Source organism: Arthrobacter sp. BPSS-3 (assembly GCF_044628475.1).
Lineage (GTDB): Bacteria > Actinomycetota > Actinomycetes > Actinomycetales > Micrococcaceae > Arthrobacter.
Genome location: NZ_JBIMMV010000007.1, coordinates 145,167 through 169,501, shown reverse-complemented (window position 1 = coordinate 169,501; position 24,335 = coordinate 145,167). Strand labels below are relative to the sequence as shown.

Annotated in this window: 22 protein-coding genes; 14 read left to right on the top strand and 8 right to left on the bottom strand. The window is 70.2% G+C overall.

Annotation, left to right across the window (positions count from 1 at the left end; genetic code table 11):
• The first annotated feature begins 8 nt into the window (after positions 1 to 8).
• From gcvT to ACFVY3_RS12435, 4 genes are all read left to right on the top strand, one after another.
• The gene (gene gcvT, locus ACFVY3_RS12450; RefSeq protein ID WP_400159949.1) at positions 9 to 1,172 is read left to right on the top strand and encodes a glycine cleavage system aminomethyltransferase GcvT; all 1,164 of its coding nucleotides are present in this window, start codon (positions 9 to 11) and stop codon (positions 1,170 to 1,172) included.
• A 73-nt stretch (positions 1,173 to 1,245) separates the two neighbouring features.
• Positions 1,246 to 1,632 (top strand): glycine cleavage system protein GcvH, encoded by a 387-nt coding sequence (gene gcvH, locus ACFVY3_RS12445; RefSeq protein ID WP_400159948.1) that lies wholly within the window; start codon positions 1,246 to 1,248, stop codon positions 1,630 to 1,632.
• Positions 1,629 to 2,957: a serine hydroxymethyltransferase gene (gene glyA / locus ACFVY3_RS12440; protein WP_400159947.1), complete on the top strand. Its 1,329-nt coding sequence runs from the start codon at positions 1,629 to 1,631 to the stop codon at positions 2,955 to 2,957. Before gcvH ends, glyA begins: the two co-directional genes overlap by 4 nt.
• Before the next feature lie 366 nt (positions 2,958 to 3,323).
• Positions 3,324 to 4,736, top strand: a complete 1,413-nt coding sequence (locus ACFVY3_RS12435) for an L-serine ammonia-lyase (protein ID WP_400159946.1) — start codon at positions 3,324 to 3,326, stop codon at positions 4,734 to 4,736.
• A 9-nt stretch (positions 4,737 to 4,745) separates the two neighbouring features.
• On the opposite strand, the gene ACFVY3_RS12430 is transcribed toward ACFVY3_RS12435, so the two are convergent.
• Positions 4,746 to 5,309 (bottom strand): TspO/MBR family protein, encoded by a 564-nt coding sequence (locus ACFVY3_RS12430; protein ID WP_400159945.1) that lies wholly within the window; start codon positions 5,307 to 5,309, stop codon positions 4,746 to 4,748.
• An 82-nt stretch (positions 5,310 to 5,391) separates the two neighbouring features.
• On the opposite strand from ACFVY3_RS12430, the gene ACFVY3_RS12425 reads away from it, so the two are divergent.
• Entirely contained in the window at positions 5,392 to 6,516 is a 1,125-nt protein-coding gene (locus ACFVY3_RS12425) for a lipid II:glycine glycyltransferase FemX (RefSeq protein WP_400159944.1), read from the top strand.
• Between the two features lie 32 nt (positions 6,517 to 6,548).
• Positions 6,549 to 8,045, top strand: a complete 1,497-nt coding sequence (locus tag ACFVY3_RS12420) for a threonine/serine exporter ThrE family protein (RefSeq protein WP_400159997.1) — start codon at positions 6,549 to 6,551, stop codon at positions 8,043 to 8,045.
• 66 nt (positions 8,046 to 8,111) lie between these two features.
• Here the strand turns inward: ACFVY3_RS12420 and ACFVY3_RS12415 are convergent, their stop codons facing one another.
• On the bottom strand, positions 8,112 to 8,954 hold the full coding sequence (locus ACFVY3_RS12415) for a siderophore-interacting protein (RefSeq protein ID WP_400159943.1): 843 nt from the start codon (positions 8,952 to 8,954) through the stop codon (positions 8,112 to 8,114).
• Between the two features lie 107 nt (positions 8,955 to 9,061).
• Entirely contained in the window at positions 9,062 to 9,874 is an 813-nt protein-coding gene (locus ACFVY3_RS12410; protein ID WP_400159942.1) for a uracil-DNA glycosylase, read from the bottom strand.
• A 235-nt stretch (positions 9,875 to 10,109) separates the two neighbouring features.
• Between ACFVY3_RS12410 and ACFVY3_RS12405 the strand changes: the two genes are divergently transcribed.
• The 6 genes from ACFVY3_RS12405 (at position 10,110) to ACFVY3_RS12380 (ending at position 15,983) form a co-directional block, all read left to right on the top strand.
• Positions 10,110 to 10,355: a DUF3263 domain-containing protein gene (locus ACFVY3_RS12405; protein ID WP_400159996.1), complete on the top strand. Its 246-nt coding sequence runs from the start codon at positions 10,110 to 10,112 to the stop codon at positions 10,353 to 10,355.
• 102 nt (positions 10,356 to 10,457) lie between these two features.
• Complete coding sequence (locus ACFVY3_RS12400) at positions 10,458 to 11,096, top strand: LytR C-terminal domain-containing protein (RefSeq protein ID WP_364138759.1); 639 nt, start codon at positions 10,458 to 10,460, stop codon at positions 11,094 to 11,096.
• A gap of 166 nt (positions 11,097 to 11,262) precedes the next feature.
• The gene (locus ACFVY3_RS12395; RefSeq protein ID WP_290258717.1) at positions 11,263 to 11,466 is read left to right on the top strand and encodes a cold-shock protein; all 204 of its coding nucleotides are present in this window, start codon (positions 11,263 to 11,265) and stop codon (positions 11,464 to 11,466) included.
• Positions 11,467 to 11,606: 140 nt separating this feature from the next.
• Complete coding sequence (locus ACFVY3_RS12390) at positions 11,607 to 12,848, top strand: ABC transporter substrate-binding protein (protein ID WP_400159941.1); 1,242 nt, start codon at positions 11,607 to 11,609, stop codon at positions 12,846 to 12,848.
• A gap of 286 nt (positions 12,849 to 13,134) precedes the next feature.
• A complete protein-coding gene (groL, locus tag ACFVY3_RS12385; protein WP_290258716.1) occupies positions 13,135 to 14,772 on the top strand; it encodes a chaperonin GroEL in 1,638 nt (545 codons plus the stop codon).
• Positions 14,773 to 14,933: 161 nt separating this feature from the next.
• Complete coding sequence (locus ACFVY3_RS12380; protein ID WP_377973088.1) at positions 14,934 to 15,983, top strand: RNase H family protein; 1,050 nt, start codon at positions 14,934 to 14,936, stop codon at positions 15,981 to 15,983.
• A gap of 3 nt (positions 15,984 to 15,986) precedes the next feature.
• Here the strand turns inward: ACFVY3_RS12380 and ACFVY3_RS12375 are convergent, their stop codons facing one another.
• The 3 genes from ACFVY3_RS12375 to ACFVY3_RS12365 all read right to left on the bottom strand — a co-directional run bounded on the left by ACFVY3_RS12375 (position 15,987) and on the right by ACFVY3_RS12365 (position 18,735).
• Positions 15,987 to 16,274, bottom strand: coding sequence for a WXG100 family type VII secretion target (locus ACFVY3_RS12375; RefSeq protein WP_377973089.1), 288 nt, complete (start codon positions 16,272 to 16,274; stop codon positions 15,987 to 15,989).
• Positions 16,275 to 16,438: 164 nt separating this feature from the next.
• Complete coding sequence (locus ACFVY3_RS12370) at positions 16,439 to 18,022, bottom strand: ATP-binding protein (protein WP_400159940.1); 1,584 nt, start codon at positions 18,020 to 18,022, stop codon at positions 16,439 to 16,441.
• A 2-nt stretch (positions 18,023 to 18,024) separates the two neighbouring features.
• Positions 18,025 to 18,735, bottom strand: a complete 711-nt coding sequence (locus ACFVY3_RS12365; RefSeq protein WP_290258711.1) for a response regulator transcription factor — start codon at positions 18,733 to 18,735, stop codon at positions 18,025 to 18,027.
• A gap of 184 nt (positions 18,736 to 18,919) precedes the next feature.
• On the opposite strand from ACFVY3_RS12365, the gene ACFVY3_RS12360 reads away from it, so the two are divergent.
• Positions 18,920 to 19,186, top strand: coding sequence for a hypothetical protein (locus ACFVY3_RS12360; protein WP_290258710.1), 267 nt, complete (start codon positions 18,920 to 18,922; stop codon positions 19,184 to 19,186).
• A 1-nt stretch (position 19,187) separates the two neighbouring features.
• On the top strand, positions 19,188 to 20,063 hold the full coding sequence (locus tag ACFVY3_RS12355; protein ID WP_400159939.1) for an FHA domain-containing protein: 876 nt from the start codon (positions 19,188 to 19,190) through the stop codon (positions 20,061 to 20,063).
• Between the two features lie 114 nt (positions 20,064 to 20,177).
• Here the strand turns inward: ACFVY3_RS12355 and ACFVY3_RS12350 are convergent, their stop codons facing one another.
• Both ACFVY3_RS12350 and ACFVY3_RS12345 read right to left on the bottom strand, forming a co-directional pair.
• The gene (locus tag ACFVY3_RS12350) at positions 20,178 to 21,824 is read right to left on the bottom strand and encodes a DNA repair helicase XPB (RefSeq protein WP_377973092.1); all 1,647 of its coding nucleotides are present in this window, start codon (positions 21,822 to 21,824) and stop codon (positions 20,178 to 20,180) included.
• On the bottom strand, positions 21,821 to 24,331 hold the full coding sequence (locus ACFVY3_RS12345) for a helicase-associated domain-containing protein (protein ID WP_400159938.1): 2,511 nt from the start codon (positions 24,329 to 24,331) through the stop codon (positions 21,821 to 21,823). The genes ACFVY3_RS12350 and ACFVY3_RS12345 overlap by 4 nt, the downstream gene beginning before the upstream one ends.
• Positions 24,332 to 24,335 lie beyond the last annotated feature (4 nt).

The following is a 24,335-nucleotide window of genomic DNA, read 5'->3' as shown; positions in this document are numbered from 1 at the left end:
GGCCACCGATGACTGAGAACTACACCGCCCTGTACGAAGAGCACAAGAAGCTCGGCGCCTCCTTCACCGACTTCGGCGGGTGGCAGATGCCGCTGAAGTACGGCTCCGAACTCGCCGAACACCACGCCGTCCGTGCCTCCGCGGGCCTGTTCGATCTCTCCCACATGGGCGAGGTTTGGGTCACCGGCCCCGACGCCGCGGCCTTCCTCGACTACGCCCTGGTGGGCAAGATCTCCGCTATGGCCGTCGGCAAGGCCAAGTACTCGCTGATCTGCAACGAGGACGGCGGCATCATCGACGACCTCATCACCTACCGCCGCCCGGCGGGGGCCGACGGTACGGACGCCTTCCTCGTGGTGCCCAACGCCGGCAACGCCAAGGTCGTCGCCGCGGCCCTGGCCGAGCGTGCGGGTTCTGCCCGGGATGGCGGCTTCGACGTCACGGTCCGGGATGCGTCCGCCGAGATCTCGCTGGTCGCGGTCCAGGGCCCCAAGGCCGAGGCCAACCTGCTCCGCCTGGTTCCCGCCGCCCAGCACGAACTCGTCACCGGCTTGAAGTACTACGCCGCCGTCGAGGTTCCCTTCATGGTCGCCGGCGCCGGCAAGGACCTGCTGCTCGCCCGTACCGGTTACACCGGCGAGGACGGCTTCGAGATCTTCGTGGACAACGACGACGCCGCCGCCCTCTGGCAGGCGCTGATCGCCATCGCCGAGGAGGGGGAACTGACTCCGGCCGGGCTCGCCTCCCGCGACTCCCTGCGGCTGGAGGCCGGCATGCCGCTCTACGGCAACGAACTCTCGCTCCAGGGCGATCCCTTCGCCGCCGGACTCGGCCCCGTCGTCGCGCTCTCCAAGGAGGCCGACTTCGTCGGCAAGGCCGCGCTCGCCGCCAAGAAGGACGCGGGCGCCGGCACCACCACCGGCCGCCGCCTCGTCGGGCTCAAGGGCCTCGGCCGCCGCGCCGGACGCAGCCACTACCCGGTCCTCAAGGATGGCGCCGTCGTCGGCGAAGTCACCTCCGGCCAGCCCTCACCCACCCTGGGCTACCCGGTGGCCATGGCCTACGTCGACGTCGCTTACACCGAACCCGGCACTGCCCTGGACATCGACCTGCGCGGCAAGCCCGAACCGTTCGAGGTCGTCGCCCTGCCGTTCTACAAGCGCCAGAAGTAACACTCCGTGGGCGCGCCCTCCAGGGGCGCGCCCACGCGTTAGGCTTTTTACCCTCTAAACTTAGGAATTTTTCATGGCAAAAGTAGCTCCTGAACTGCAGTACTCCGACGAGCACGAGTGGGTTTCCCGGGAGGACGGCACCGACGTCGTCTCCATCGGCATCTCCGCCGTCGCCACCGACGCCCTCGGTGACATCGTCTACGTCGACCTGCCCGAGGTCGGCTCCACGGTCACCGCGGGGGAGACCTGCGGCGAGGTCGAGTCGACCAAGTCCGTGTCCGACCTGTACGCCCCCGTCACCGGTGAGGTCACCGAGACCAACTCCGCCGTCGTCGACGACCCGGCCCTGATCAACAGCGACCCGTACGGCGCCGGCTGGCTCTTCAAGGTCGCCGCCGTCTCCGATGGACCGCTCCTCTCCGCCCAGGACTACGCCTCCAAGAACGGCGGCGAACTGTGAGTGCGGCCGCAGGCACCCACACCGCAGCGTTCGAACAGGTCATCTCCCCGTCCCTGGACGCGGACCTCTCGGAGCTGGACCCGGAGATCGCCGCGAAGATCGACGCCGAACTCGCCCGCCAGCGCGACGGCCTGGAGATGATCGCCTCCGAGAACCACACCGCCCGCGCCGTCATGCAGGCGCAGGGCTCGGTCCTGACGAACAAGTACGCCGAAGGCTACCCGGGCAAGCGCTACTACGGCGGCTGCGAGCACGTCGACGTGATCGAGCAGCTCGCCATCGACCGCGTGAAGGCCCTCTTCGGCGCCGAATACGCGAACGTCCAGCCGCACTCCGGCGCCCAGGCCAACGCTTCCGTCATGCACGCCCTGATCCGTCCGGGAGACACCATCATGGGCCTGAACCTGGCCCACGGCGGCCACCTGACCCACGGCATGAAGATCAACTTCTCCGGCCGGCTCTACAACGTCATCCCGTACCAAGTGCGCGAGGACGACCACCGGATCGACATGGCCGAGGTCGAGCGCCTGGCGCACGAGCACAAGCCGCAGCTGATCGTCGCCGGCTGGTCCGCCTACGCCCGCCAGCTCGACTTCGCCGAGTTCCGCCGGATCGCCGACGCCGTCGGCGCCTACCTGATGGTGGACATGGCGCACTTCGCCGGCCTGGTCGCCGCCGGGCTGCACCCCTCCCCGGTGCCGCACGCGCACGTGACGACGTCGACGACGCACAAGACCCTCGCCGGTCCGCGCGGCGGCATCATCCTCTCCAACGACGCCGACATCGCCAAGAAGATCAACTCGGCCGTGTTCCCGGGCCAGCAGGGCGGGCCGCTGGAGCACGTCATCGCCGGCAAGGCCGTCGCCTTCCAGGTCGCCGCCTCCCCGGAGTTCAAGGAGCGCCAGGAGCGCGTCCTGGCCGGCGCCAGGATCCTCGCCGACCGGCTCACCCGCGACGACGTCGCCGCCAGGGGCATTTCCGTGGTCTCCGGCGGAACCGACGTGCACCTGGTCCTGGTGGACCTGCGCGACTGCGAGCTCAACGGCCAGGAAGCCGAGGACCGGCTCGCCGCGATTGACATCACCGTCAACCGCAACGCCGTCCCGTTCGACCCGCGCCCGCCGATGGTCACCTCCGGGCTGCGGATCGGCACGCCGGCCCTGGCCACCCGCGGCTTCGGCGAGGCGGCCTTCACCGAGGTGGCGGACATCATTGCCGAGGCCCTCATGGCCGACGCAGACGCCGACCTCGCCGGGCTCCGCGACCGGGTCCAGGCCCTCGCCGCCGCCCACCCGCTCTACCCGTCGGTCACGAACCTGGGCTAACTCGCCCCTCGTTCTCCTGCCCCCGGTGCCCGCTGGCGTGGCTCGCTCCGGTGCCGTCCTCCGTGGTTGGCTCCGGGGCCGGCGGACCGGACTTTTCACGCGTGCTCGCTCGTACCTCGCTTAGACGCACGCTTTCGAAAAGCCCGGCTCCGCCGACCCCTCGTGGGTCGCTTGCCGTTGTTGTCATTACTCAATTGGCGTCCGGGACCACGGCGCCAAGGTGAGGGGCCAAGGGAGGGTGCCGGGCATCCGGCAGCATGCGTCAAAGCGACGAAGGAGCAGCATGCAGAGGATGTCCGGTGCACTCCCACCCAAGCCGCCCCGACGGCGAAGCTCACTCAAGCAGTGTTTAGTTAGGATTTAGTAATGGCTGTAGGCGTCTTTGATCTGTTCTCGATTGGGATCGGGCCCTCGAGTTCGCACACCGTGGGGCCGATGCGGGCCGCGGCGGTGTTTGCCGAGGAGCTGAAGGCATCCGGCGAGCTTGAGCGGGTGGCGTCGCTGCGGGTGGATCTGTACGGTTCGCTGGCCGCGACCGGGCACGGGCACGGCACCATGACCGCCATCCTGCTGGGCCTCGAGGGGTACCACCCGGAGAAGATCCTCCCCGACGAGGTCGAGGAGCGGCTCGCCGCGATCGCCGGGACCGGGACGCTGCAGCTGGCCGGCGCCGTCGGCCTTCCCTACGGGGTCAAGGACATGGTGCTCCGCCCCCTCACGGTGCTGCCCCGGCACACCAACGGGATGACGTTCACCGTCTCGGACGCCGACGGCGGGATCCTGCACCAGGCGACGTTCTTCTCCGTCGGCGGTGGCTTCATCGTCCGCGAGGGCGAGGAGGAAGCGGCGCAGCAGGAACTCGACGAATCCAAGAAGGAGCTGCCGCTGCCGTTCCGCACCGCCGCGGAACTGCTCGAGCACTGCCGGAACACCTCCCTGCGGATCAGCGACGTGATGCTGGTCAACGAGGAGGACAGCCGCAGCGCCGAGGACATCCGCGCCGGTCTGCTGCACATCTACTCCGTCATGGAGGAATGCGTGGCCGTCAGCCTCAAGCGCAAGGGCCTGCTGCCGGGCGGCCTGAACGTCCGTCGCCGCGCCCCGGACTGGCACGAGCGGCTGATGAAGGAAAGCTGTGAGGAGGACCCGGACTTCCGGGACCCGAAGTACTGGCAGGAATGGGTGAACCTGATCGCCCTGGCCGTCAACGAGGAGAACGCCTCGGGCGGCCGCGTCGTCACCGCACCCACCAACGGCGCCGCCGGGATCATCCCCGCCGTGCTCTACTACGCACTGCACTTCGCCCCCGGCATGGACAAGGCCACCCAGCAGGACCGGGACGAGACCGTGGTGAAGTTTCTGCTCGCCGCAGGTGCCATCGGTGTCCTCTACAAGGAACAGGCCTCCATCTCCGGCGCCGAGGTCGGCTGCCAGGGCGAGGTGGGCTCGGCGTCGTCGATGGCCGCGGCCGGCCTTGCCGAGGTCATGGGCGGCACCCCGCAGCAGGTGGAGAACGCCGCCGAAATCGCGATGGAACACAACCTCGGCCTGACCTGCGACCCGATCGGCGGACTCGTGCAGATCCCGTGCATCGAGCGCAACGCGATCGCGGCCGCGAAGGCCATCAACGCCGCCAAAATGGCGCTCTGGGGCGACGGGTCGCACCGGGTCTCCCTCGACGAGGTGATCGTGACCATGCGCGAAACCGGCAAGGACATGAGCTCCAAGTACAAGGAGACCGCCATGGGTGGCCTCGCCGTCAATGTGGTGGAGTGCTGAGGCGCCCGCTCAGTTGGTGACGGCCGCCCACAGGTTCAGCGTCGAGGCGAAGACCACCCACGCCAGGTAGGGGACCAGAAGCAACCCGGCCGGGCGGCTGATCCGCCGGAAGCGGACCAGCGTTGCGGCCAGGACCAGGGCCAGCGCGACGATAATGGCCAGGGCAATCCACAGCGCCGGCGTGCCCAGGGCCGGGTAGAGGGCGAAGAAAGCCGGCGTCCACAGCAGGTTCAGCACAAGCTGGACGGCGTACAAGGTCAACGCCCGGCCGGTGCCCTCGGCGCGGGTGCGCCAGACCAGCCACGCCGCCACCGCCATGACGGTGTAGAGCAGCGTCCAGACCGGTCCGAACACCCAGTTCGGCGGGGACCACGGGGCCTTGTCCGCCCCGGCGTACCAGCCGTCGACGTTGCTGGCGGAGGCCAGGCCGCCGAGTCCGGCCACCAGCGCGGAGGCGGCGAGCAGCACGAGCAGGCCCAGCACCTGGGCTCCGGCTCCCCGGTGCGCCGACGCGCCCGGGCCGACCCGGCGGGAGACGTCTAATTCCGGCTGCGGGTCCGGCTGAGGTTTCATGCCTTCAGCCTAGCCCGGGAGCCGGTGGCGGCCACAGGGCCGGCGTCCCGGCCACCCGTGACGCCGATAGACTTGGTGGTGCATGCCAGCCATGCCGCCGAAGCTCGTCCCGCAAAGATTGGATACCGCACCCTTGCGAGAATTCACCGCCCGCTTTGCCTCCGCCGAAGAGGTCGCCACCTGGGACGCCCGCGTCACCGCGAACCCCAACGGCGGGAACCTGCTGCAGTCGGAGGCCTTCGCCGAGGTCAAGCAGCACTACGGCTGGAAGCCCCTGCACCTGGTGTACGAGACGGCCGACTACACCAGTTACAACCTGGTCCTGGAGAAGAGCTTCCCCGTCCTCGGCAAGCTCTGGTACATGATCAAGGGACCCGACGTCGCCTCCGTCGAGGACATTCCGGGGATCGCCAAGGCCAACGCCGACTTCGTCAAGCGCGCCCGGCTGGGCGTCTTCGCGATCAAGATCGAGCCCGACGTCGTCCTCACCGACGATGCCCGGCGCGTCATCGAGGGCGCGGGCCTGGTCAAGACGCACAACCTGCAGCCCAACGATTCCACCGCCCTGCTGGACATCTCCCCGGAGGAGAACCAGCTGCTGCGCAACCTGCACTCCCGCGGCCGCAACGCCGTCCGCCGCGCCATCCGCGAGGGCGTGGAAGTGCACAACGTCGAGCCCACGGAGGAGAACTTCCGGGCCATGTACGGCCTGATGAGTACCACCGTCGAGGCCAAGTCCCAGGTCCGCGTCCGGGACTTCGGGTACTACCAGCGCTTCTGGACCAACTTCCTCAAGCGCGGCCAGGGCCGTCTCTTGTTCGTCTACGAAAACGGTGTCCCGTCCGTGGGTGCCTTCGTCATCAACTACGGCCGCAAGGGAACGTACAAGGACGGCGGCTCCCTGCAGCAGCGCGGCCAGTACGGCGACTCCCACCTGGTCCAGTGGACCGCCATCAACCAGCTGAAAGAGCTCGGCTGCACCGAGTACGACTTCTGCGGCACCCCGCCGAGCGACAAGCTCAAGGACACGTCCAACCCCTTCCACGGCCTGGGCCTGTTCAAGACCAGCTTCAGCAAGACCGTCACGGACTTCGTCGGCTGCTACGACCAGGTCCTCAGCCCGTTGAAGTACAAGGCCTGGACGGCAGCGGGGGAGCGGGTTGCCCGCCAGCTCTACACGCGCCGCACCGGCCAGCAGTTCTACTAGACCGCCCAGCAAGGTGAAGTGAGATGGCCGGGATGAATAAGACCCCCGAGGGCCGCCGCGGACCGCAGACGGACGGCCTGCCCCGCACCGAACCGATGTCGGCCATGCAGGTGCGGCAGAACGCCGCCGCCCGGCGCATGCTCCGCCGCCTGGTCCAGGGGGAGAACCCTCCGACGGCGCCGCTGAGCATCGTGGACCGGCTCGCCGGCAGCCCCTACGCGAACCCGATGATCCAGGTCGGCGGCGTGGACGCGTCCGCCAGGAAAACCATCGACTTCGCACTCAAGCTCGCGGAATCGATGTTCCGATACGGCGCCGGCGCCCTCGAGGTGGAGACCAGCATCATCGCGGTGACCGCCGCCCTGGGGTTGAAGAACATCGAGGTGGACATCACCAACCAGTCGGTGGCAATCAACTACGCCCCGAAGGACCAGACGCCGCTCTCGCTGTTGCGCGTGGTCCGGTCCTGGACCAACAACTATGCCGGCCTCGCCGAGGTGCACCAGCTGGTGACCGACATCGTCGCCGGCGGGGTGGGCCGCGAGGAGGCCGCCCGGCGCCTCGAGGAGATCACTCACAGCGCCAAGCCGTTCCCGCGCTGGATGGTCACCGTGGCCTTCGGCGTCTTCTCCGCCGTCTTCGTGGCGGTACTCGGCGGCGGCATTGCGGCGTCCGGGATCGCGTTCCTGTCCAACCTCCTGGTCAGCCTCCTGGCCCGGCAGCTGGGCCGCTGGCGTACCCCGGACTTCTTCATCACCGCCTCCTGCTCCTTCGTGGTGACCATCATCGCCCTGCTGCTCTGGCGGTTCGGGAGCCCGGTGGGGATCACCATCGCCCCGGCGATCGTGGTGGTGGGCGGCATCCTGCTGCTGCTGCCCACGGGACGCCTCGTGTCCTCGGTGCAGGATGCCATCAACGGCTTCCCCGTCACCGCCGCCGGCCGGTTCCTCTCCACCATGCTGACCTTCGGCGCCCTGGTTTCCGGTATCGCCGTCGGCTTCGTGGTGGGGGCGATGACGGGCATGCAGTCCATCGACGTAACCGAAACATTCCCGCCAAGGTATCCGCTCTGGGTGCTGGTGCCGCTGGTGGCGATCGCCGTCGTCGCGATCGGCGTGACGGAGCAGACCTCCGCGAAGCTGCTGCTGCCGACGGCGGCGGTCGGCGTCGTCGGCCACCTCGTGCTGATCGGCGGCACGGAACTGGGCATCGGGCCGCGTTTCGCCCCGGCCCTCGCCGCCGTCGTCATCGGCCTGCTGGCCCGGGTGGTGGCGCTCCGGATGGGCGCCCCGCAGCTGGTGGTGGCCGTGCCCGCCGCGCTGATCCTGCTGCCCGGCCTGACCATATTCCGGTCCATGTATGTCTTGACCATCGAGGAGCAGGAAATCCTCATGGGTGCCGGCGGGATGCTCAACGCCGGCGCCATCGTGCTGGGCGTAGCCGCGGGCATCGTCCTCGGCGACACGCTCGCCCGGCCGCTGACCCGCAGCCTGGCCAGCAACGAACGGCGCCGGGCCCGCCGCCGCTAGGCCGTCCCCGCCCGGCGGCAGCGGCCGGCGCCCGCGCCAGCGCTCGTCAGCGGGCTGCCGGGGCAATCAGATCTTGCCGATGGGGAGTTTCTTCTCGGCCTGGAAGTCGTCCTCCACCCGGCCGCGGGCCCAGTAGCCGGAGAGGGAGACCTGCCCGCGTTCCAGCCCCCGCTGGGTGAAGAACACCTCCCGCAGGGCTTTCATGGCGCCCCGCTCGCCGTGCGCGAAGACCGAGACGCGTCCCTCCAGCCAGTCGGCGGACCCGACGGCGTCAGCCAGGCGGCGCTCGTCGCCTGCGCACCCTTCGTTTCCGCGGAAAAGCCAGCGCAGTTCGACGCCGGCGGGGGCGGCCAGGGCCAGGACGTCCGCCGCGGAGCCCACCTCCAGGAAGGCCAGACCGCGGGCATCGCGGGGGAGAACCGCCAAGGCCGCGCCGATGGCGGGCAGCGCCGATTCGTCCCCGGCGAAGAGGTGCCAGTCCGCCTCCGGATCCGGGTTGTAGCCGCCGCCCGGGCCGGTGAAGATCAGGGCGTCCCCGTGACGCGCGGACGCGGCCCAGGGCCCGGCGAGCCCCTCATCCCCGTGGATCACGAAGTCGATGGCCAGCTCCTGCGCCGCCTCGTCCACCCAGCGGACCGTGTAGGTGCGGGTGTAGGGCCACTGCTCCCGGGGATGGGTCTCACGGACGGCCCACAGATCCAGCGGCTGGGGGTAGTCCACGCCGGGCTGCGGGAAAGCGATCTTCACGTAGCGGTCCACGTACGCGTTGTTGCGGTAGTCCGCGAAGCCGGGGCCGCCGGCGATGATCCGAACCATGTGCGGTGAAAGCTGCTCGCGCCGCAGCACCGTCAGGGTGGTCTGGGGCCGGGAGTTCCGGTTGGCGGAGGTGGCGGCGGGTACAGAAGTCATGCGGCTAAGCCTAGCCAACCAGGCCGCGCCAGGGCGCCGGGACCGCCGTCCCAGGACAGACGGGACAGAGGGGCGGCGCCGGGGTCCGGGGGAGGCTCAGGGAAAGCTTAGGGCAGCGGAGGCAGTTCCCAGTCGACCGGCGCCGCGCCCTGGGCGGCCAGCAGCTCGTTGGCCCGGCTGAACGGCCGGGATCCGAAGAATCCCCGGGCAGCCGAGAGCGGGCTTGGGTGCGGGCTGCTGACGACGGCGGTCCCACCGAGCAGTGGCCGGACGGACTCCGCATCCTTGCCCCACAGGATGGCGACCAGCGGGACCGGCCCGCCCTGGGGGTCCGTGCGGTCCGCCACGGCGCGGATTGCGGCGGCTGTGACCGCCTCCCATCCCTTGTTCCGGTGCGATCCGGCGGCGCCGGCGCGCACGCTGAGCGCCCGGTTCAGCAGGAGCACTCCCTGCCCCGTCCAGCGGCTCAGGTCGCCGTGGATCCGCGGCGGCAGGCCCAGGTCGGCGTCGAGTTCCTTGTAGATATTGGCCAGGCTGCGGGGGAGGGGGCGGGTGTGGCCCTCGACGGCAAAGGACAGCCCGATCGGGTGGCCGGGGGTGGGGTAGGGGTCCTGGCCCACGATCAGCACTTTGACGCCGGCGAGCGGCTGCTGGAAAGCCCGGAGCAGCCGGTCCGGAGCCGGCAGCACCTGGCGGCCTGCCGCGGCCTCAGCGGCGACGAACTCCAGGGCCCGGCGCAGCTGCGGCTCCACGGGTTCCAGGGCGGCAGCCCAGTCCGGGGCCACCAGCTCGCCCAGCGGGCGCCGGACCAGCGCGGCGAAACCGCCGCCGCCGTCGTCGGAGCCCTGCGGCACCCCAACGGTTGGGTCGGAAACGGCATCCAGGGGAAACAGCGCTTCGGTCTGCGGGAATTCGCTCACCCCCTCATTCTGGCAGGCGCGCGAGGCGGCGTTTCGGGCCGGCGATCCGGGCAGACCTCCGGCGCGGCACGGCGCCGACCGAATGACAGGGCTGTTATTCGCCCGTAGCATTGGGGAGGAATCCACAACAGCGAGCAGGGAGTGAGCCGTGGCCGAAGCAGTGCCTGACAACGCGACGGCGGACGAGGTTCCGGTCGACGCAGGCCACGGGGAAGCCGGACCGGACGAGTCCGGGCTGAGCAGCCGCGAGAAGGAAATGCTGGCCCTCGAACGGCAGTGGTGGAAGTACGCCGGGGCCAAGGAACAGGCCGTCCGGGAGCTCTTCGACCTGTCCGCCACGCACTATTACCAGATCCTCAACGCCCTCATCGACACCGAGGCCGCGCTGGCCCATGACCCGATGCTGGTGAAGCGATTGCGTAGACTACGTACGTCACGACAACGTGCCCGCACGGCCCGGCGCCTGGGTTCGGACGCCTGAACCCGCCGGGTACGCCCCGGGCAGAACGCGGCTCCGGAGTCCCGGAATCTGCACCGGTTCCGGCTGCGGACCACTAGAAATCAGCAAGGACAGCGCTTCACCATGACCAGATACCCACGGGATGAATTTGACCGGGTCCCGGAGACCTCCACGCGCCAAGGGGTTCACCGCACCGTCGCGGCCGCCAGGTCCCGCGGACTGGCACCCATCCTGTCGGTAGGAGCGTTCGCCCTGGCCGTCGGCCTGGTGGCCTTCCTGCTGCTGCCCCGGCTGGGCTTTGGTCCCGCCGGCGGAACGGCGATGGCCGCGGATAAGAGCAGCGCCACGGCCGCCGCGTCCGCCACCGCGCAGCCCACCGCGGCCCCGACCGCGCAGCCGACAACGTCGCCCACCAGCGACCCGGGCAGTACGGTGGCTGCCGCTTCCTCCGGCACCACTCCGGCCCCGACGGCAACCGCGGCCGCCGTCGACAAGACGCAGCCGGTGGCGGTCTACAACGGGACGACGACGGCGGGCCTCGCCGGCCGTGTCGGCAGCACGGTCACCTCCGACGGGTGGGTCCTGGGCCCGCTCGGCAACTGGACCGGCCCGCGGCAGCAGACCTCCGTGGTCTACTACAACGGCGCCGCGCAGAAGGCCAATGCGCAGGAACTCGCCGCCCTGCTGGGAATCGCCACCCTGGTCGATTCGGCCGATTTCAAGATGCCCCTGGTCGTCGTCCTGGGCCCCGGCTACCGCTGACCCGGTTGCTGGCCGGGCCGGTTACGCCTGCATAACGTTCCGGCCGACCCCGTGACGCGCGGACCGGCGCGCCCGGGACCGGCGGGTACAGTGGCCGGAGTTCATGACCGCTCCGCGGCGCACAGCGAGGTGCACCGCGGCCAAGCTAGCTGAAAGTGTGGGAACGATGGCTCTGGGCACCGTCAAGTGGTTCAACGCGGAGAAGGGCTACGGCTTCATCACCGTGGACGGCTCGGGCATCGACGTCTTCGTCCATTGGTCAGCCATCGCCGGCGAGGGCTACCGTGCACTGGCCGAGGGCCAGCGGGTGGAACTTGAGGTCGGCGAAGGCGAAAAGGGCCCCCAGGCCGAGAGCGTCAGGCCCGCCTAGTGGCCCGTCCTGACTCAACGCCGACCGCCGCGGCTCAGACCACCGTTGGCCGGCCCACTGCCAGCCGACCCACTGCCGGCCGTCGCACGGCCGGCCGACCCACTGCCGGCCAACGAACGGCCGGCAGCGCCGCCGTCGTCGTGTCCACGCTTCTTGCCTCCGCCCTGGCCCTCACCGGGTGCTCCGGCGCCACCGGCAACGCCCGGACGGACGCCGCCGAGGCCAGCGGCGACGGAACCCTGCGCATCGGCGTGCTGCTGGACAACACCGGGGACCAGAGTTTCCTCAACGCACCGCAGCTGGCCGCGGTCAAACTCGCCGTGAAGGAGATCAACGCCGCTGGCGGCCACAAGGGGAAGCCCGTGGAACTGATCCCCGAAACGATCAGTTCCGACACCGCTGCCCAGGCCAAGGCCCTCGTGGCGGCCAAGGCCGACGTCGTCATCGGCCCCACGGATTCCAGCCACGCCGCCGCCGCGATTGACGTGCTCTCCCACGCCAAAATCGCCATGATCTCCCCGGCGAACGCCGCACCGGGACTCAGCAGCTACCGGAGCGGCGGCTACTACTTCCGCACCGCCGCCGCCGACGTCGCCCAGGCCTTCATCCTGGTCAAGCTCGCCAAGGACGGCGGCGCCAAGACGGTCGCCGTCCTGCACGAGGCAGGAAGCTACGGCAAGGAGGTGTCCGTGGCGGTTGCCGCCGCGGCGAAGTCCGCCGGTCTCGGCACGCCCATCGACGCCGAATTCCCGGCCGGCCAGGCACAACAGGCCGCAGCCGCGGCCAAGGCCGCCGCGCCCGACGCCGTCGTCCTCATCGCCCGGCAGGGTGCGCAGGGCGCCATCGCCGAACTTAACAACGCCGGACTCGCGGGGAAGAAACTGGTGCTCTCCGACGGCGCCGTGGGCCAGTACGGTCAGGGCCTGGGCTCCCACGCCCTGGACGGTGCCCGCGGAGTGCTCCCCGGCACGTTCCCCAGCGCGCAGTTCCAGGCGGGCCTGGTCGGCATCGATCCCGGGCTCAAGGACATGACCTTCGCCGCTGAGGCCTACGACGCCGTCAACCTCGCCGCCATCGCCGCCGCCGCGGCGCAGGACGACGCCGGTACCTCCATCGCCTCCCGGCTCATCGCCGTCTCCGGCGGGAACGCCGCGGGCGCGCAGGGCTCCGCCGGCGGAGAGGCCGCCGACTGCCACACGTACAAGGAGTGCCTCGACGCCCTCCACGCAGGCAAGCGCCCCAACTACGAGGGCCAGTCCGGGCCCGTGAACTTCGACAGCAACGGGGACGTGACTGCCGCGGCCTACATGGTTTACACCTACGGGCCGGACAACACGGCGAAGATGACCGGCAGCGAAACGGCCCGCAGCGGCGGGTCCTGATCGCCCTCGGCGAAGCGTCCCGCGGGGACAGGCCCCGGAGCGCGAAGCCTTCTTGCACTCTCCCCGGGGGAGTGCTAATTATGGAGTTAGCACTCCCGCTCATCGACTGCTAACGCCGGGCCCCGGTCCGGGTACAGCATCGGTGCCGCGGGAGCAAAGGAAACACCTGGCTGGGTGAGATCCCGGTTCGGCTGCATACAGAGGCTGCCGGGCAGGTATCGTCCGTCGCGGGCACCGACGCCAAGGTTCATTCTTTAACGACTGTCCCGAAAGGACTACTGCCGTTATGGCCAAGATCATTGCATTTGATGAAGAGGCACGCCGCGGTCTTGAGCGGGGTCTGAACATCCTCGCCGACGCCGTCAAGGTCACCCTCGGCCCGCGTGGACGCAACGTCGTCCTCGAGAAGAAGTGGGGCGCCCCCACGATCACCAACGATGGTGTTTCCATCGCCAAGGAGATCGAGCTGGACGACCCGTACGAGAAGATCGGCGCCGAGCTGGTCAAGGAAGTTGCCAAGAAGACGGACGACGTCGCCGGCGACGGTACCACCACCGCCACCGTGCTGGCCCAGGCCCTGGTCAAGGAAGGCCTGCGCAACGTCGCGGCCGGCGCTGACCCGCTGTCCCTCAAGCGCGGCATCGAGAAGGCTGTCGATGCCGTCACCGCCGAGCTCCTGGCCTCCGCCAAGGAAATCGAGACCAAGGAAGAGATCGCCGCCACCGCGTCCATCTCCGCCGGCGACAACGAGATCGGTGCCCTCATTGCCGAGGCCCTGGACAAGGTCGGCAAGGAAGGCGTCATCACGGTCGAGGAGTCCAACACCTTCGGCCTCGAGCTGGAGCTCACCGAAGGCATGCGCTTCGACAAGGGCTACATCTCCGCCTACTTCGTCACCGACGCCGAGCGCCAGGAAACGGTCCTCGAGGACCCGTACATCCTGATCGTCAACTCCAAGATCTCCAACGTCAAGGAACTGGTTGCTGTCCTCGAGAAGGTCATGCAGTCCAACAAGCCGCTGCTGATCATCGCCGAAGACATCGAGGGCGAGGCCCTGGCCACCCTGATCGTCAACAAGATCCGCGGCACCTTCAAGTCCGTCGCCGTCAAGGCTCCGGGCTTCGGCGACCGCCGCAAGGCCCAGCTGGCCGACATCGCCATCCTCACCGGTGGCCAGGTCATCTCCGAGGAAGTCGGCCTCAAGCTTGAGACCGCCGGCCTGGAGCTGCTCGGCAAGGCCCGCAAGGTTGTTGTCACCAAGGACGAGACCACCATCGTCGAAGGTGCCGGCGACGCCGACCAGATCGCCGGCCGCGTGTCCCAGATCCGCGCCGAGATCGAGAACTCCGACTCCGACTACGACCGCGAGAAGCTGCAGGAGCGCCTGGCCAAGCTGGCCGGCGGCGTTGCAGTCATCAAGGCCGGTGCCGCAACCGAGGTCGAGCTCAAGGAACGCAAGCACCGCATCGAGGACGCCGTCCGCAACGCGAAGGCTGCCGTTGAAGAGGGCATCGTCGCCGGCGGTGGCGTGGCCCTGATCCAGGCCGGCGCCAAGGCGTTCGCCAACCTGCAGCTCTCGGGCGACGAGGCTACCGGTGCGAACATCGTCCGCGTTGCCATCGACGCTCCGCTGAAGCAGATCGCCTTCAACGCCGGCCTCGAGCCGGGCGTTGTGGTGGACAAGGTCCGCGGCCTCGCCGCCGGCCACGGCCTGAACGCCGCCACCGGCGAATACGTCGACCTGCTAGCTGCCGGCATCAACGACCCGGTGAAGGTCACCCGCTCTGCCCTGCAGAACGCGGCCTCCATCGCCGGCCTGTTCCTCACCACCGAGGCCGTCGTGGCCGACAAGCCGGAGAAGAACGCTCCGGCCATGGGCGGCGGCGACGACATGGGCGGTATGGGCGGTATGGGCGGCTTCTAGCCACCCGGCCACCCGGCCCACCCCGGCCGGCAGTCCGCTGCCGGCCCCGGTACAACGACGACGGCGGTCCCACCTTATGGTGGGGCCGCCGCCGGCGTTTAAGCCGCCCGCGCCGGGCGTGAGAGAGCAGCGAAGCCGGGGAGGTCTGGCAGGATGGTGCAGTGACGATTACAGCTGCGGCCGACGGTTCGGCCCTTGGAAACCCCGGTCCGGCCGGATGGGCCTGGTACGTGAATGACAACTGCTGGCACGCCGGCGGCTGGCCGCACGGCACCAACAACCAGGGCGAGCTGATGGCCGTGCTGGACCTCTTCCGCTCCACGGCCCACCTCGCCGACGAGGAGCTGCACATCCTCTGCGACAGCCAGTACGTCATCAACTCGGTCACCAAGTGGATGCCGGGCTGGAAGCGGAAGGGCTGGAAGAAGTCCGACGGCAAACCCGTGCTCAATGTGGACCTCCTGAAGGACATTGACCGGGCCCTGGTCGGCCGCAAATACCGGTTCGAGTGGGTCCGCGGCCACGCCGGCCACGAACTCAACGAGGCCGCTGACGACCGTGCCCGCGGCGCCGCCATGGCCTACCAGCAGGGTGTCGCCGTCCGGCAAGGCCCCGGCTTCGTCCGCCCCGGCACCCCCGCGGCCCCGCAAACAACCGCCCCGGCGACCGCCCAGGCCCCGGCAACTGGCTCCGGCCGCCCAACCACGCCGCCCCCGGCGACGGCTGCTCCGGCCGCCGCAGCCGCCGCTCCGGCCGCCGCGACACCCGTGGCCTTTGACGAGCCCACCCTCTTCGGCGGCCCGGACGGGTACGCGGAACCGGACCTGTTCAGTGAGCTGGCGGACCAGACCGCGGCCGCAGCGACGGCGCAGGAGCCGGAGCAGATCGTGGAGGCCCTGGAGCGGGAACTGCTGCAGCCGGAGACCAGGGCCGACCTGGGCCGGACCGGGGTGTTGCTGCACCCGGAGTTCACCGAGATCGGAAGCTCCGGGCGGCTCTGGACCCGCGACGAGGTGATGATGGCGCTGGAGGAAAACCCCGGCCCGCACGCGGCCCTGGAGACGCTGGCGGCGGAGCGCATCGGCCCGGACACTGTCCTGCTCACCTACCGCAGCCGGACCCGCGCCGGAACGGTGCTGCGCAGCTCGCTCTGGGTCCTCGACGGACACCAGTGGCGGCTGCGGTTCCACCAGGGCACCGCCGAGGCCTGATCCCTAGCCGAAGCGCTGCGCGTTGCTCAGCTCGGTCTGGTCGTAGGTCGCGGCCGCCGAACTGAGGGCGTGGTTGATCGAGGCGAGGGAGGCCTCCACCTTCCCCTGCGTCAGGGACCACTCGACGACCAGCGCCTGGAAGTTGGTGGCGGCGGCGCCGCGCCAGCTGGACTGAAGCTCCTCCAGCCCGCGTTTCATCGCCTGGACGTCGGCGCTGATCCGGTCGACCGTGGCCTGGACGGTGGCGGACTTGAGCTGCAACAGCTCGGTATCGACGGAAAGAATGCTCACGGTGCGGCCTTTCGAGGGGCAGGCAGCCGGGCGCCGGACCGGTAGGGGCGGCCACAGGGAGGGCCGTGCGGCGGGCTCCCGGCTGCCTGCGGTGGAGGGTCCGGGCTTTCCGGACTCCTCGAGCCTACGAAGGCGCCGCCGTCGGCTTCCACGCCGCAAAGTCGCTATGTGGATAACCCGGTTCCCTGGCTGCCGCCCGGGGCGCGGTCCGCACCACCGGTTGCAGCAACCTCGTCGGCAGGCCCGTCAGCCGGTACGGCCCGGTCGGCGCCGCCGCCGGACGCCGGGAGGGTCTCCGCCGTCCCGGGCTCCTCCGACGGCGCTTCGTCCAGGTACGGCAGGCTGACCACCAGGGTGGCGCCGCCGCCGTCGGTCGGCTGGACCCGGACGCTGCCGGAGTGGGAGGCGACGATGGCGGCGACGATCGCCAGCCCCAGCCCGCTGCCGCCGGTCTCCCGGGTGCGGGAGGTATCGGCGCGGTAGAACCGCTCGAAGATCCTGGCGGCCTCCTCCTCGGAGACGCCGGGGCCGTGGTCACGCACCTCGATCACCGAGCGGCGACCGCCGTCGGCCTCGGTCCGCACCCCCACGGCCAGTTCGATCGGGCTGCCCTCCGGCGTGTAGCGCAGGGCGTTGCCCACCAGGTTGCTGATCACCTGCCGCAGCTTGGCCTCGTCGCCCAGCACCGGCGCCGGGGACGCGGAGCCGCCGTCAAGCCCGCGCAGCGAGACGACCCGGCTGCGGTCGGCAACCTGGGTGTCCACCACGGCGTCATGGCCCAGCAGGAGCAGGTCAATGGGTTTCTGCTGCAGCGGCCGTTGCTCGTCGATCCGGGCCAGGAGCAGGAGGTCCTCCACCATCGCGCCCATGCGAATGGCCTCGCTCTCGATCCGTCCCATCGCGGTGGCCACGTCCTCGGGGGTGGCCAGGGCGCCGTGCCGGTACAGCTCGGAGAACCCGCGGATGGTCACCAGAGGGGTGCGCAGCTCGTGGGAGGCGTCGGCGGCGAAGCGGCGCATCTTGGCCTCGGAGGCCATCCGCGCGGCAAACGCGGTTTCGATGTGGGCCAGCATGGCGTTGAGGGAGCGGCTGAGCCGGCCCACCTCGGTGTCCGGATTCTCCACGTCCACGCGCCGGGAGAGGTCCCCGGCGGCGATCGCGGCCGCGGTCTTCTCCACGCGGGACAGCGGACGGAAGGACCGGCCGACGGTCCAGGTGGCGATGAAGAAGGCCAGCACCAGCGTCAGCAGTCCGACGCCGACCACCACCAGGGTGGCATGCTCCATGACGGAGTCCACCGGGTAGAGGGGCAGGCCGATGACGACGACGGCGTTGCGCCGGTTGGCGTCCAGGACGTTGACTGCCACCACCCGCCAGTTCCGGCCGTCGGTGCCGCGGACCTGGAACGGTACCTCAGCACGGCTGTGGGCGTCCTCCGGGCTGATGCTGCCGATGGCCGGCCGGGGACCCTTGCCGCCCAGGATCACCGATGGCTGTCCCGGGGTGAAAAGCAACAGCGAGTAGTCGGTGGGAACGTTGGGCCCCTGATCCTGCAACTGCTCGAAGGACTGTTGCTGGCGGGCAGTTTCGACGGCGACCTTGAGCCGGTCATCGACCTGGCCCTGCAGGTAGCTGTGCAGCAGGGCCAGCGTTCCCGCGCCGGTGGCGGTCAACGCCACCAGCATCAAAGCCATCATGATGGCCACCAGCTGCGAACGCAGCGAGGCCGCCTTCCACCGGCGCAGCAAGGTCAGCGCTTCTCGGCCGTCCGGAGCACGTAGCCGACGCCGCGCTTGGTCTGGATCAGGGCGGCGGCACCGGGGTCGGTGTCCACCTTGCGCCGCAGGTACGAGATGTAGGACTCCACGATCGAGGCGTCGCCATTGAAGTCGTACTCCCAGACGTGGTCAAGGATCTGGGCCTTGGAGAGCACCCGGTTGGGGTTGAGCATCAGGTAGCGGAGCAGCTTGAACTCGGTGGGGGAGAGCTCGATCACCGTGCCGCCGCGGCGCACCTCGTGGGCGTCGTCGTCGAGCTCCAGGTCATCGACGCGGATGACGGCGTCGTCGTCCTGCAGCGGCTGGGTGCGGCGCAGCACCGCGCGGATCCGGGCCACGACCTCGTCGAGGCTGAACGGTTTGGTGACGTAGTCGTCGCCGCCGACGGTGAGCCCGGTGACCTTGTCCTCGGTGTCGTCCTTGGCGGTCAGGAACAGCACGGGGAAGTGCTTCCCGGCGGCACGCAGGCGCCGGGTGACGGTGAACCCGTCCATGTCCGGGAGCATGACGTCCAGGACGGCCAGGTCGGGGGAGTGCTGGTCGGCGGCTGCCAGGGCATCGCGCCCGGTGCCGGCCGAGACAACCTCGAAGCCTGCGAAACGCAGCGAGGTGGACAGCAACTCGCGGATGTTCGGTTCATCATCGACGACGAGCAGCTTGGCTTCGGGACCGTTCTTTTTCATGATTCCCATCTTGCTCCCAGACTCTGTGAGTTTTCTGGACGAATCGTGTGTGTTGCGTGATCATCTCCGGGTGCCCTTCCGGAGAGAACCTTGGCGAAGCCATTCCCGTGCGGCGGGTCCCGGATTAGAGTTGGCTAACGGCCCGGTTCCAGCCGGGAGCGTCACTCTACGACTGGAGTAAACGATGTCTGAAGCGACAATTCCACAGTCCGGCGGGGCGGACTCAGCGGCCAACCGTTCCATCCGGGACTGGGCGGATCTTGCAGAGGAAATGTGGTCCTACCTGACGGGCAAGGGCGCCGCGATCAACTACGAGTTCGTCGACATGACCGTGGAGGTTCCGCGTGACATCGGCCCGGATGCGCCGCGGGCCACGTGGAAGCTCAACGGCAGCCTTCGCGTCACAACCAGCGACCGCGATGCGGCGGGGTCCGATAAGAACAGACGCTGACATGGGACCCCGGTTCAGGGTCGACGCCGACCTGGAGTTCTCCGTGACGGAACCTTCAGGTGGGGGTACGTCCGGCTCGGTGCAGGCGGCCGGCACCGAGGTGAAGGTGACGCTGGGCAGCCTCGACGCGTCGTTTGGCCAGCGTATGCCATCCCTGCAGCAGCTGCGCCCGCTGGCTAAGACCTTGGCCGAGCAGGGACTCACCGTAGTGATCGAGGGACCGCAGGGTCTCATCGCATCCCTGGGGTCGGTCCGGACGGGCCGGGCCCAGCGGCTGCTGACCCGGTCCCCGCATATCCGGCTCGGCAACGTGCGCACCGTGGCTCCGCTGGCCCGGCGCGGCGGGCGGACCAAGGACGTCGGGATGTCCCTGCTCCCGCCGGAAACCCCGCTGCCGCTGCTGCCCACGGTCAAACGCCGGATCGTGCGCAAGGTAACCACGACGCACCACACCAGGGGCAGCGGCCGCCCCCGCCTGATCTTCGTTCAGGACTCGGCCACGTGGGACGGCCAGGTGCCGCGCGAGTTCAATCTCTCCGGGGAACGGATGAGCATCGGCAGCGGGCCGGACGCCGACCTGCGGCTGGACGGCCTCGAACCAATCCATGCGGAGATCGTCCACAACGAACGGGACGAGTACGTCCTGGTCCGGCACGGGGTGGTCACCGGAAGCTTCGGCCCCGCGGACAGCTCCATCCTCCGCACCGGCGCCCGGCTGCAGATGGGTCCGTGGTGCCTGGCCTACTTCCGGGAGGAGTTCGCCGACCACGGACGCCCCTTCGGTGGGCGCAGCGGCGGGGAGTTCGCCTACCAGAAGCCGCAGCTCGACCCGCGGACCGGGTTGATGGAACAGGACGGCTCCACCGGCGTCACCTAGGCGGCGAGGCAGGCAAGGACAACGGCGGCCCGGGCCCGTCCGCTGCGGCGGCGGGACCGGGCCGATCCGTGTCCGGGCAGTGATGCGGCTAGCGCGACAGGGGAGCGGCGGGGCCTAGTCCCCAGCGCCGACGTCCTTGGCGTCCATGATCCGGTAGGCGTAGCCCTGCTCGGCCAGGAACCGCTGGCGCTTCGCGGCGAAGTCCTGGTCCAGGGTGTCCCGTGCCACTAGGGAGTAGAAGCGGGCGGCGCGGCCGTCCTGCTTGGGCCGCAGCAGCCGGCCCAGCCGCTGCGCCTCCTCCTGCCGGGACCCGAAGGATCCGGAGACCTGAATCGCCACGGACGCCTCCGGCAGGTCGATGGAGAAGTTGGCCACCTTGGACACCACCAGGGTGCGGACCTCGCCGGCGCGGAAGGCATCGAAGAGGCGCTGGCGTTCCTTGACGGAGGTGTCGCCCTTGATCACCGGGGCTTTGAGACGCCCGCCGATCTCGTCCAGCTGGTCGATGTACTGGCCGATCACCAGCAGCTGCTCGCCCTTGTGCTCCGCAACCAGCCGCTCCACGATCCCGGTCTTGGTCTCGGACGTGGCACAGAGCCGATACTTGTCGGCGTCGTCGGCCATGGCGTACGCCACCCGCTCGTCCCGCGGCAGGTCCACCCGGACCTCAACACAGTCCGCCGGCGCGATGTAGCCCTGCGCCTCGATGTCCTTCCACGGGGCGTCGTAGCGCTTGGGGCCGATCAGGCTGAAGACCTCGCCCTCGCGGCCGTCCTCGCGGACCAGGGTGGCCGTGAGCCCCAGCCGGCGCCGGGCCTGCAGGTCCGCGGTCATCCGGAAGATCGGCGCCGGCAGCAGGTGGACCTCGTCATAGATGATCAGGCCCCAATCGTTGCCGTCGACCAGTTCCAGGTGCGGGTAGAGGCCGCCGCGCTTGGTGGTGAGCACCTGGTAGGTGGCGATGGTCACCGGCCGGACCTCCTTGATGGAGCCGGAGTACTCACCGATCTCCTCCTCGGTCAGGGAGGTGCGCTTGAGCAGCTCGTCCTTCCACTGCCGGGCCGAGACGGTGTTGGTGACCAGGATGAGCGTGGTGGTGGAACTGGTGGCCATCGCCGCCGCGCCCACCAAGGTCTTGCCGGCGCCGCAGGGGAGCACGACCACGCCGCTGCCGCCGGCCCAGAAGTTCTCCGTCGCCAGCTGCTGGTAGGGCCGCAGCTTCCAGCCGGTCTCGTCCAGCATGATCGGGTGCGGGGTCCCGTCCACGTAGCCCGCCAGGTCCTCCGCGGGCCAGCCGAGCTTCAGCAACAGCTGCTTGAGCTGACCGCGCTGGGAGGAATGGACCACCACGGTGTCCGCGTCAATCCGCGGGCCGAGCAGCGGCGCGATCTTCTTCGCGCGGCTGATCTCCTCGAGCACCGGGTAGTCGGAGGTGCGCATGACCAGGCCGTGCTGGGGGTCCTTCTCCAGCCGCAGCCGGCCGTACCGCGACATGGTCTCCTCGATGTCGATCAGGAGGGCATGGGGCACCGGAAAACGGGAGTACTTCAGCAGCGTGTCCAGCACCTTTTCGGCATCCAGGCCCGCGGCCCGCGCGTTCCAGAGGCCCAGCGGCGTCAGGCGGTAGCTGTGCACGTGCTCGGGGGCGCGTTCGAGTTCGGCGAAGGCGGCGATGGCGTGGCGCGCCTCGGTGGCCAGCTCGTGGTCGACCTCCAGAAGGATGGTCTTGTCGCTCTGGACGATCAGTGGTCCGTCATTCACGGGAGCAGTTCCTCGGTGGCCTCGACATCAATGATCCGGTGGACGGACAGGACCCGTTCGGTCTCCCTCGCGGGGTCGAACACGCGGACCCGTCCGCCACTCACAGCAAGCGGAACAACGCGCTCGCGGGTGGCATTCCCGAGGCCGTCGACCATGTTCATCATCACCGCCTGCTTCAACCGGATCGCCCGGTGCAGGGTCTCCAGCCCCAGCTGGGTGCTCGCCTCGGCGGCCGTCCCCGCGGCGCCGGGACGGCCCGGACCGTGGGCGGAGCCGGGTCCCGCGCCGCCGGCCGGGTGCCCGCCGCGGAGCACCGCGAGCTGGGCGTCGACGTCGGCGTCCTCGGGGGCCGACCGTGGCGCCGTGTAGACGGGGCGTGCGCTGCCGGGCGCGGCGGCGCTGCGCCGCAGCCGGACGACGGCGGACGCGGCGTCATCGAGGGAGGGCGTCATGCCCAGTCCGCGCATCACCTGGGCCGCGTCCCGGGGAGCGGCCGTGGAGACCAGGACCGTCGGGGCGAGGCGGACCAGGCCCAGTCCCGCGGCGGCGGGGGCGTTGAGCAGTTCCAGGAGCGCCGTCTCGTCCTCGCTCTGGATGAAACTGGAGGCCGGGCCCACCCGCAGCCGCGCGTGGCGGGACGCGGTGTCCTCGATCAGGTACTCCAGCGGCTGCGGCACCGCGGTGGCCGAGTGCGTCCGGAGGAATTCCAGCAGGCCCGCGGCGTCCTGGCCGGCGTCGAGGGCGCGCCGGATGGAGCCGACCGAGAACCGGTAGATGGTCGCCGGGCCCTGGCCCTCGGCGTCGGCCATGGCGAGCAGCTTCCCGCTTAGCTCCGGGTCCAGGTAGCCGGGGGCGACGGCGGTCAGGTCGGCCTGAAGCAGCACGTGGTTCACGGCCGCCGGAAGGTGTTCGCCGAGGATGCCGAGCGCCGTCTCCGGATGGTCCAAGGCGATCTCGGCGCCGATCTGGCTCAGCGCCCCGGAACCCACCAGGCCCAGCATCTCCGCCTCCGCCAGCACGCCGCGGATCAGCGAGCTGAAGCGGCGGGCCATGCGCGGCTGCGACCAGTCGGCCCGCTCCAGCACCGCCGCGGCGTCCAGCACCGGGGCCTGGCCGTCCGCGGCACCGGCCTCAATGGTGAGTTCCTGCAGGATCTCCAGGATCCGCTTGCGCACCACCGGAGCGTCCGGCCGCTGGGCCTCGGCGGAGAGCGCGTTGATGGTGCCGGCGGCCCCCGCGGCCCGGCCCGCCGGGGCGGACGCGCCGCCGGCAGGCTGGCCCACGAGGGAGGGGACGCGTTCGCTGGAGAGCCAGGCGTTGACCAGCCACAGCCACTGCTCCTGCCGCGGCAGGGTCAACCATTCCAGCTGCTCGGGCTGGACCCAGGCCGAGCTGTCCACGTCGAGCCGGAGCAGTCCGGCCAGGGCGCACAGTTCCACCAGCACCCCGGCTTCCGGCAGCCCGATCCGCAGCGTGTCCGCGAGCCGCTTCATTTCCCGGACGCCAACGCCGCCGCTGCGGAGCGTGACAAGCGGCTGGGCCTGGACGGCGTGCAGCAGTTCGCCGGCCAGCCGGAGGGTCTCGGCGATCGCGCCGAGCGCCGCGTTCCGGCGCAGCGCGGCGCTGGTCAGGCCCAGGTTCGGCACCGGCGGGGCCAGGGCGAAGTGGTCGATCACGTACCCGCCGCGCAGGGCCAGCCCCACGCTGTGCGGCAGTTCCACGTGCGCGGCGTCCAGCGGGACCAGCAGGCCGCGGGCCAGCAGCCAGTCGACCGGCCCGGCGTCGGGGGTCTCGGTCAGTACAGACACGCGGCGCTGCGCCTGCGGGACGGCGCCCATGGCCCAGTTCCCGAACCGGTCCAGCAGCGCGGCGGTCCGGTCCGGGGCGCGGGAGAGCAAGGCCTGCAGCGCCTCGGGCGAGCCGGTCCAGTGCTGCAGGGCGAGGGCGGCGTCCATCGGGGTGTCCGCCGGCGCGATGCCCGCCCCGGACTGGTGCAGCTCGGCCACCAGCTGGACCACCCGCTGCGCGAACGCCGGCTGCAGGCGCACGAGCTCGGTGTAGCTGCGGCCCAGGCCCGCCGGATAGATGCCGATGACATCCTTCAGGCTGCCGACCGGCAGGTAGTGGCGTTGCCGTGCCGCCGGGGCCCCCGTGCCGTGCGGCGGGTCGGCCCGGTGCACGAGGGCCAGGTCCTGGAGCGAGGCGAGCAGCCGCTCCAGCGCCGCCACGGTGGCGCCCTTGATCAGCCGCTTGAGGGTTGCCGCCGAGGCGCTGTGGCCGGTGTCGGCGTTGGTGCACAGGTGCAGCGCCTCCAGCACCTGCATCTGCGGCCGGTTCAGCCGTTCCAAGGCGCGTTGGACGCTGACGCGGCCGCTGGCCCGGGCGGCCAGGGCGGCGAAGTCGGGGACCGCGGGGATCATCAGGTCCGGCCGCGCGGCGAAAAGGGCGCGCAACGACTCGTCGCTGCGCGCCTGCAGGTCCTCGCCGAGCGCGCGGATCTGGGACATGGTC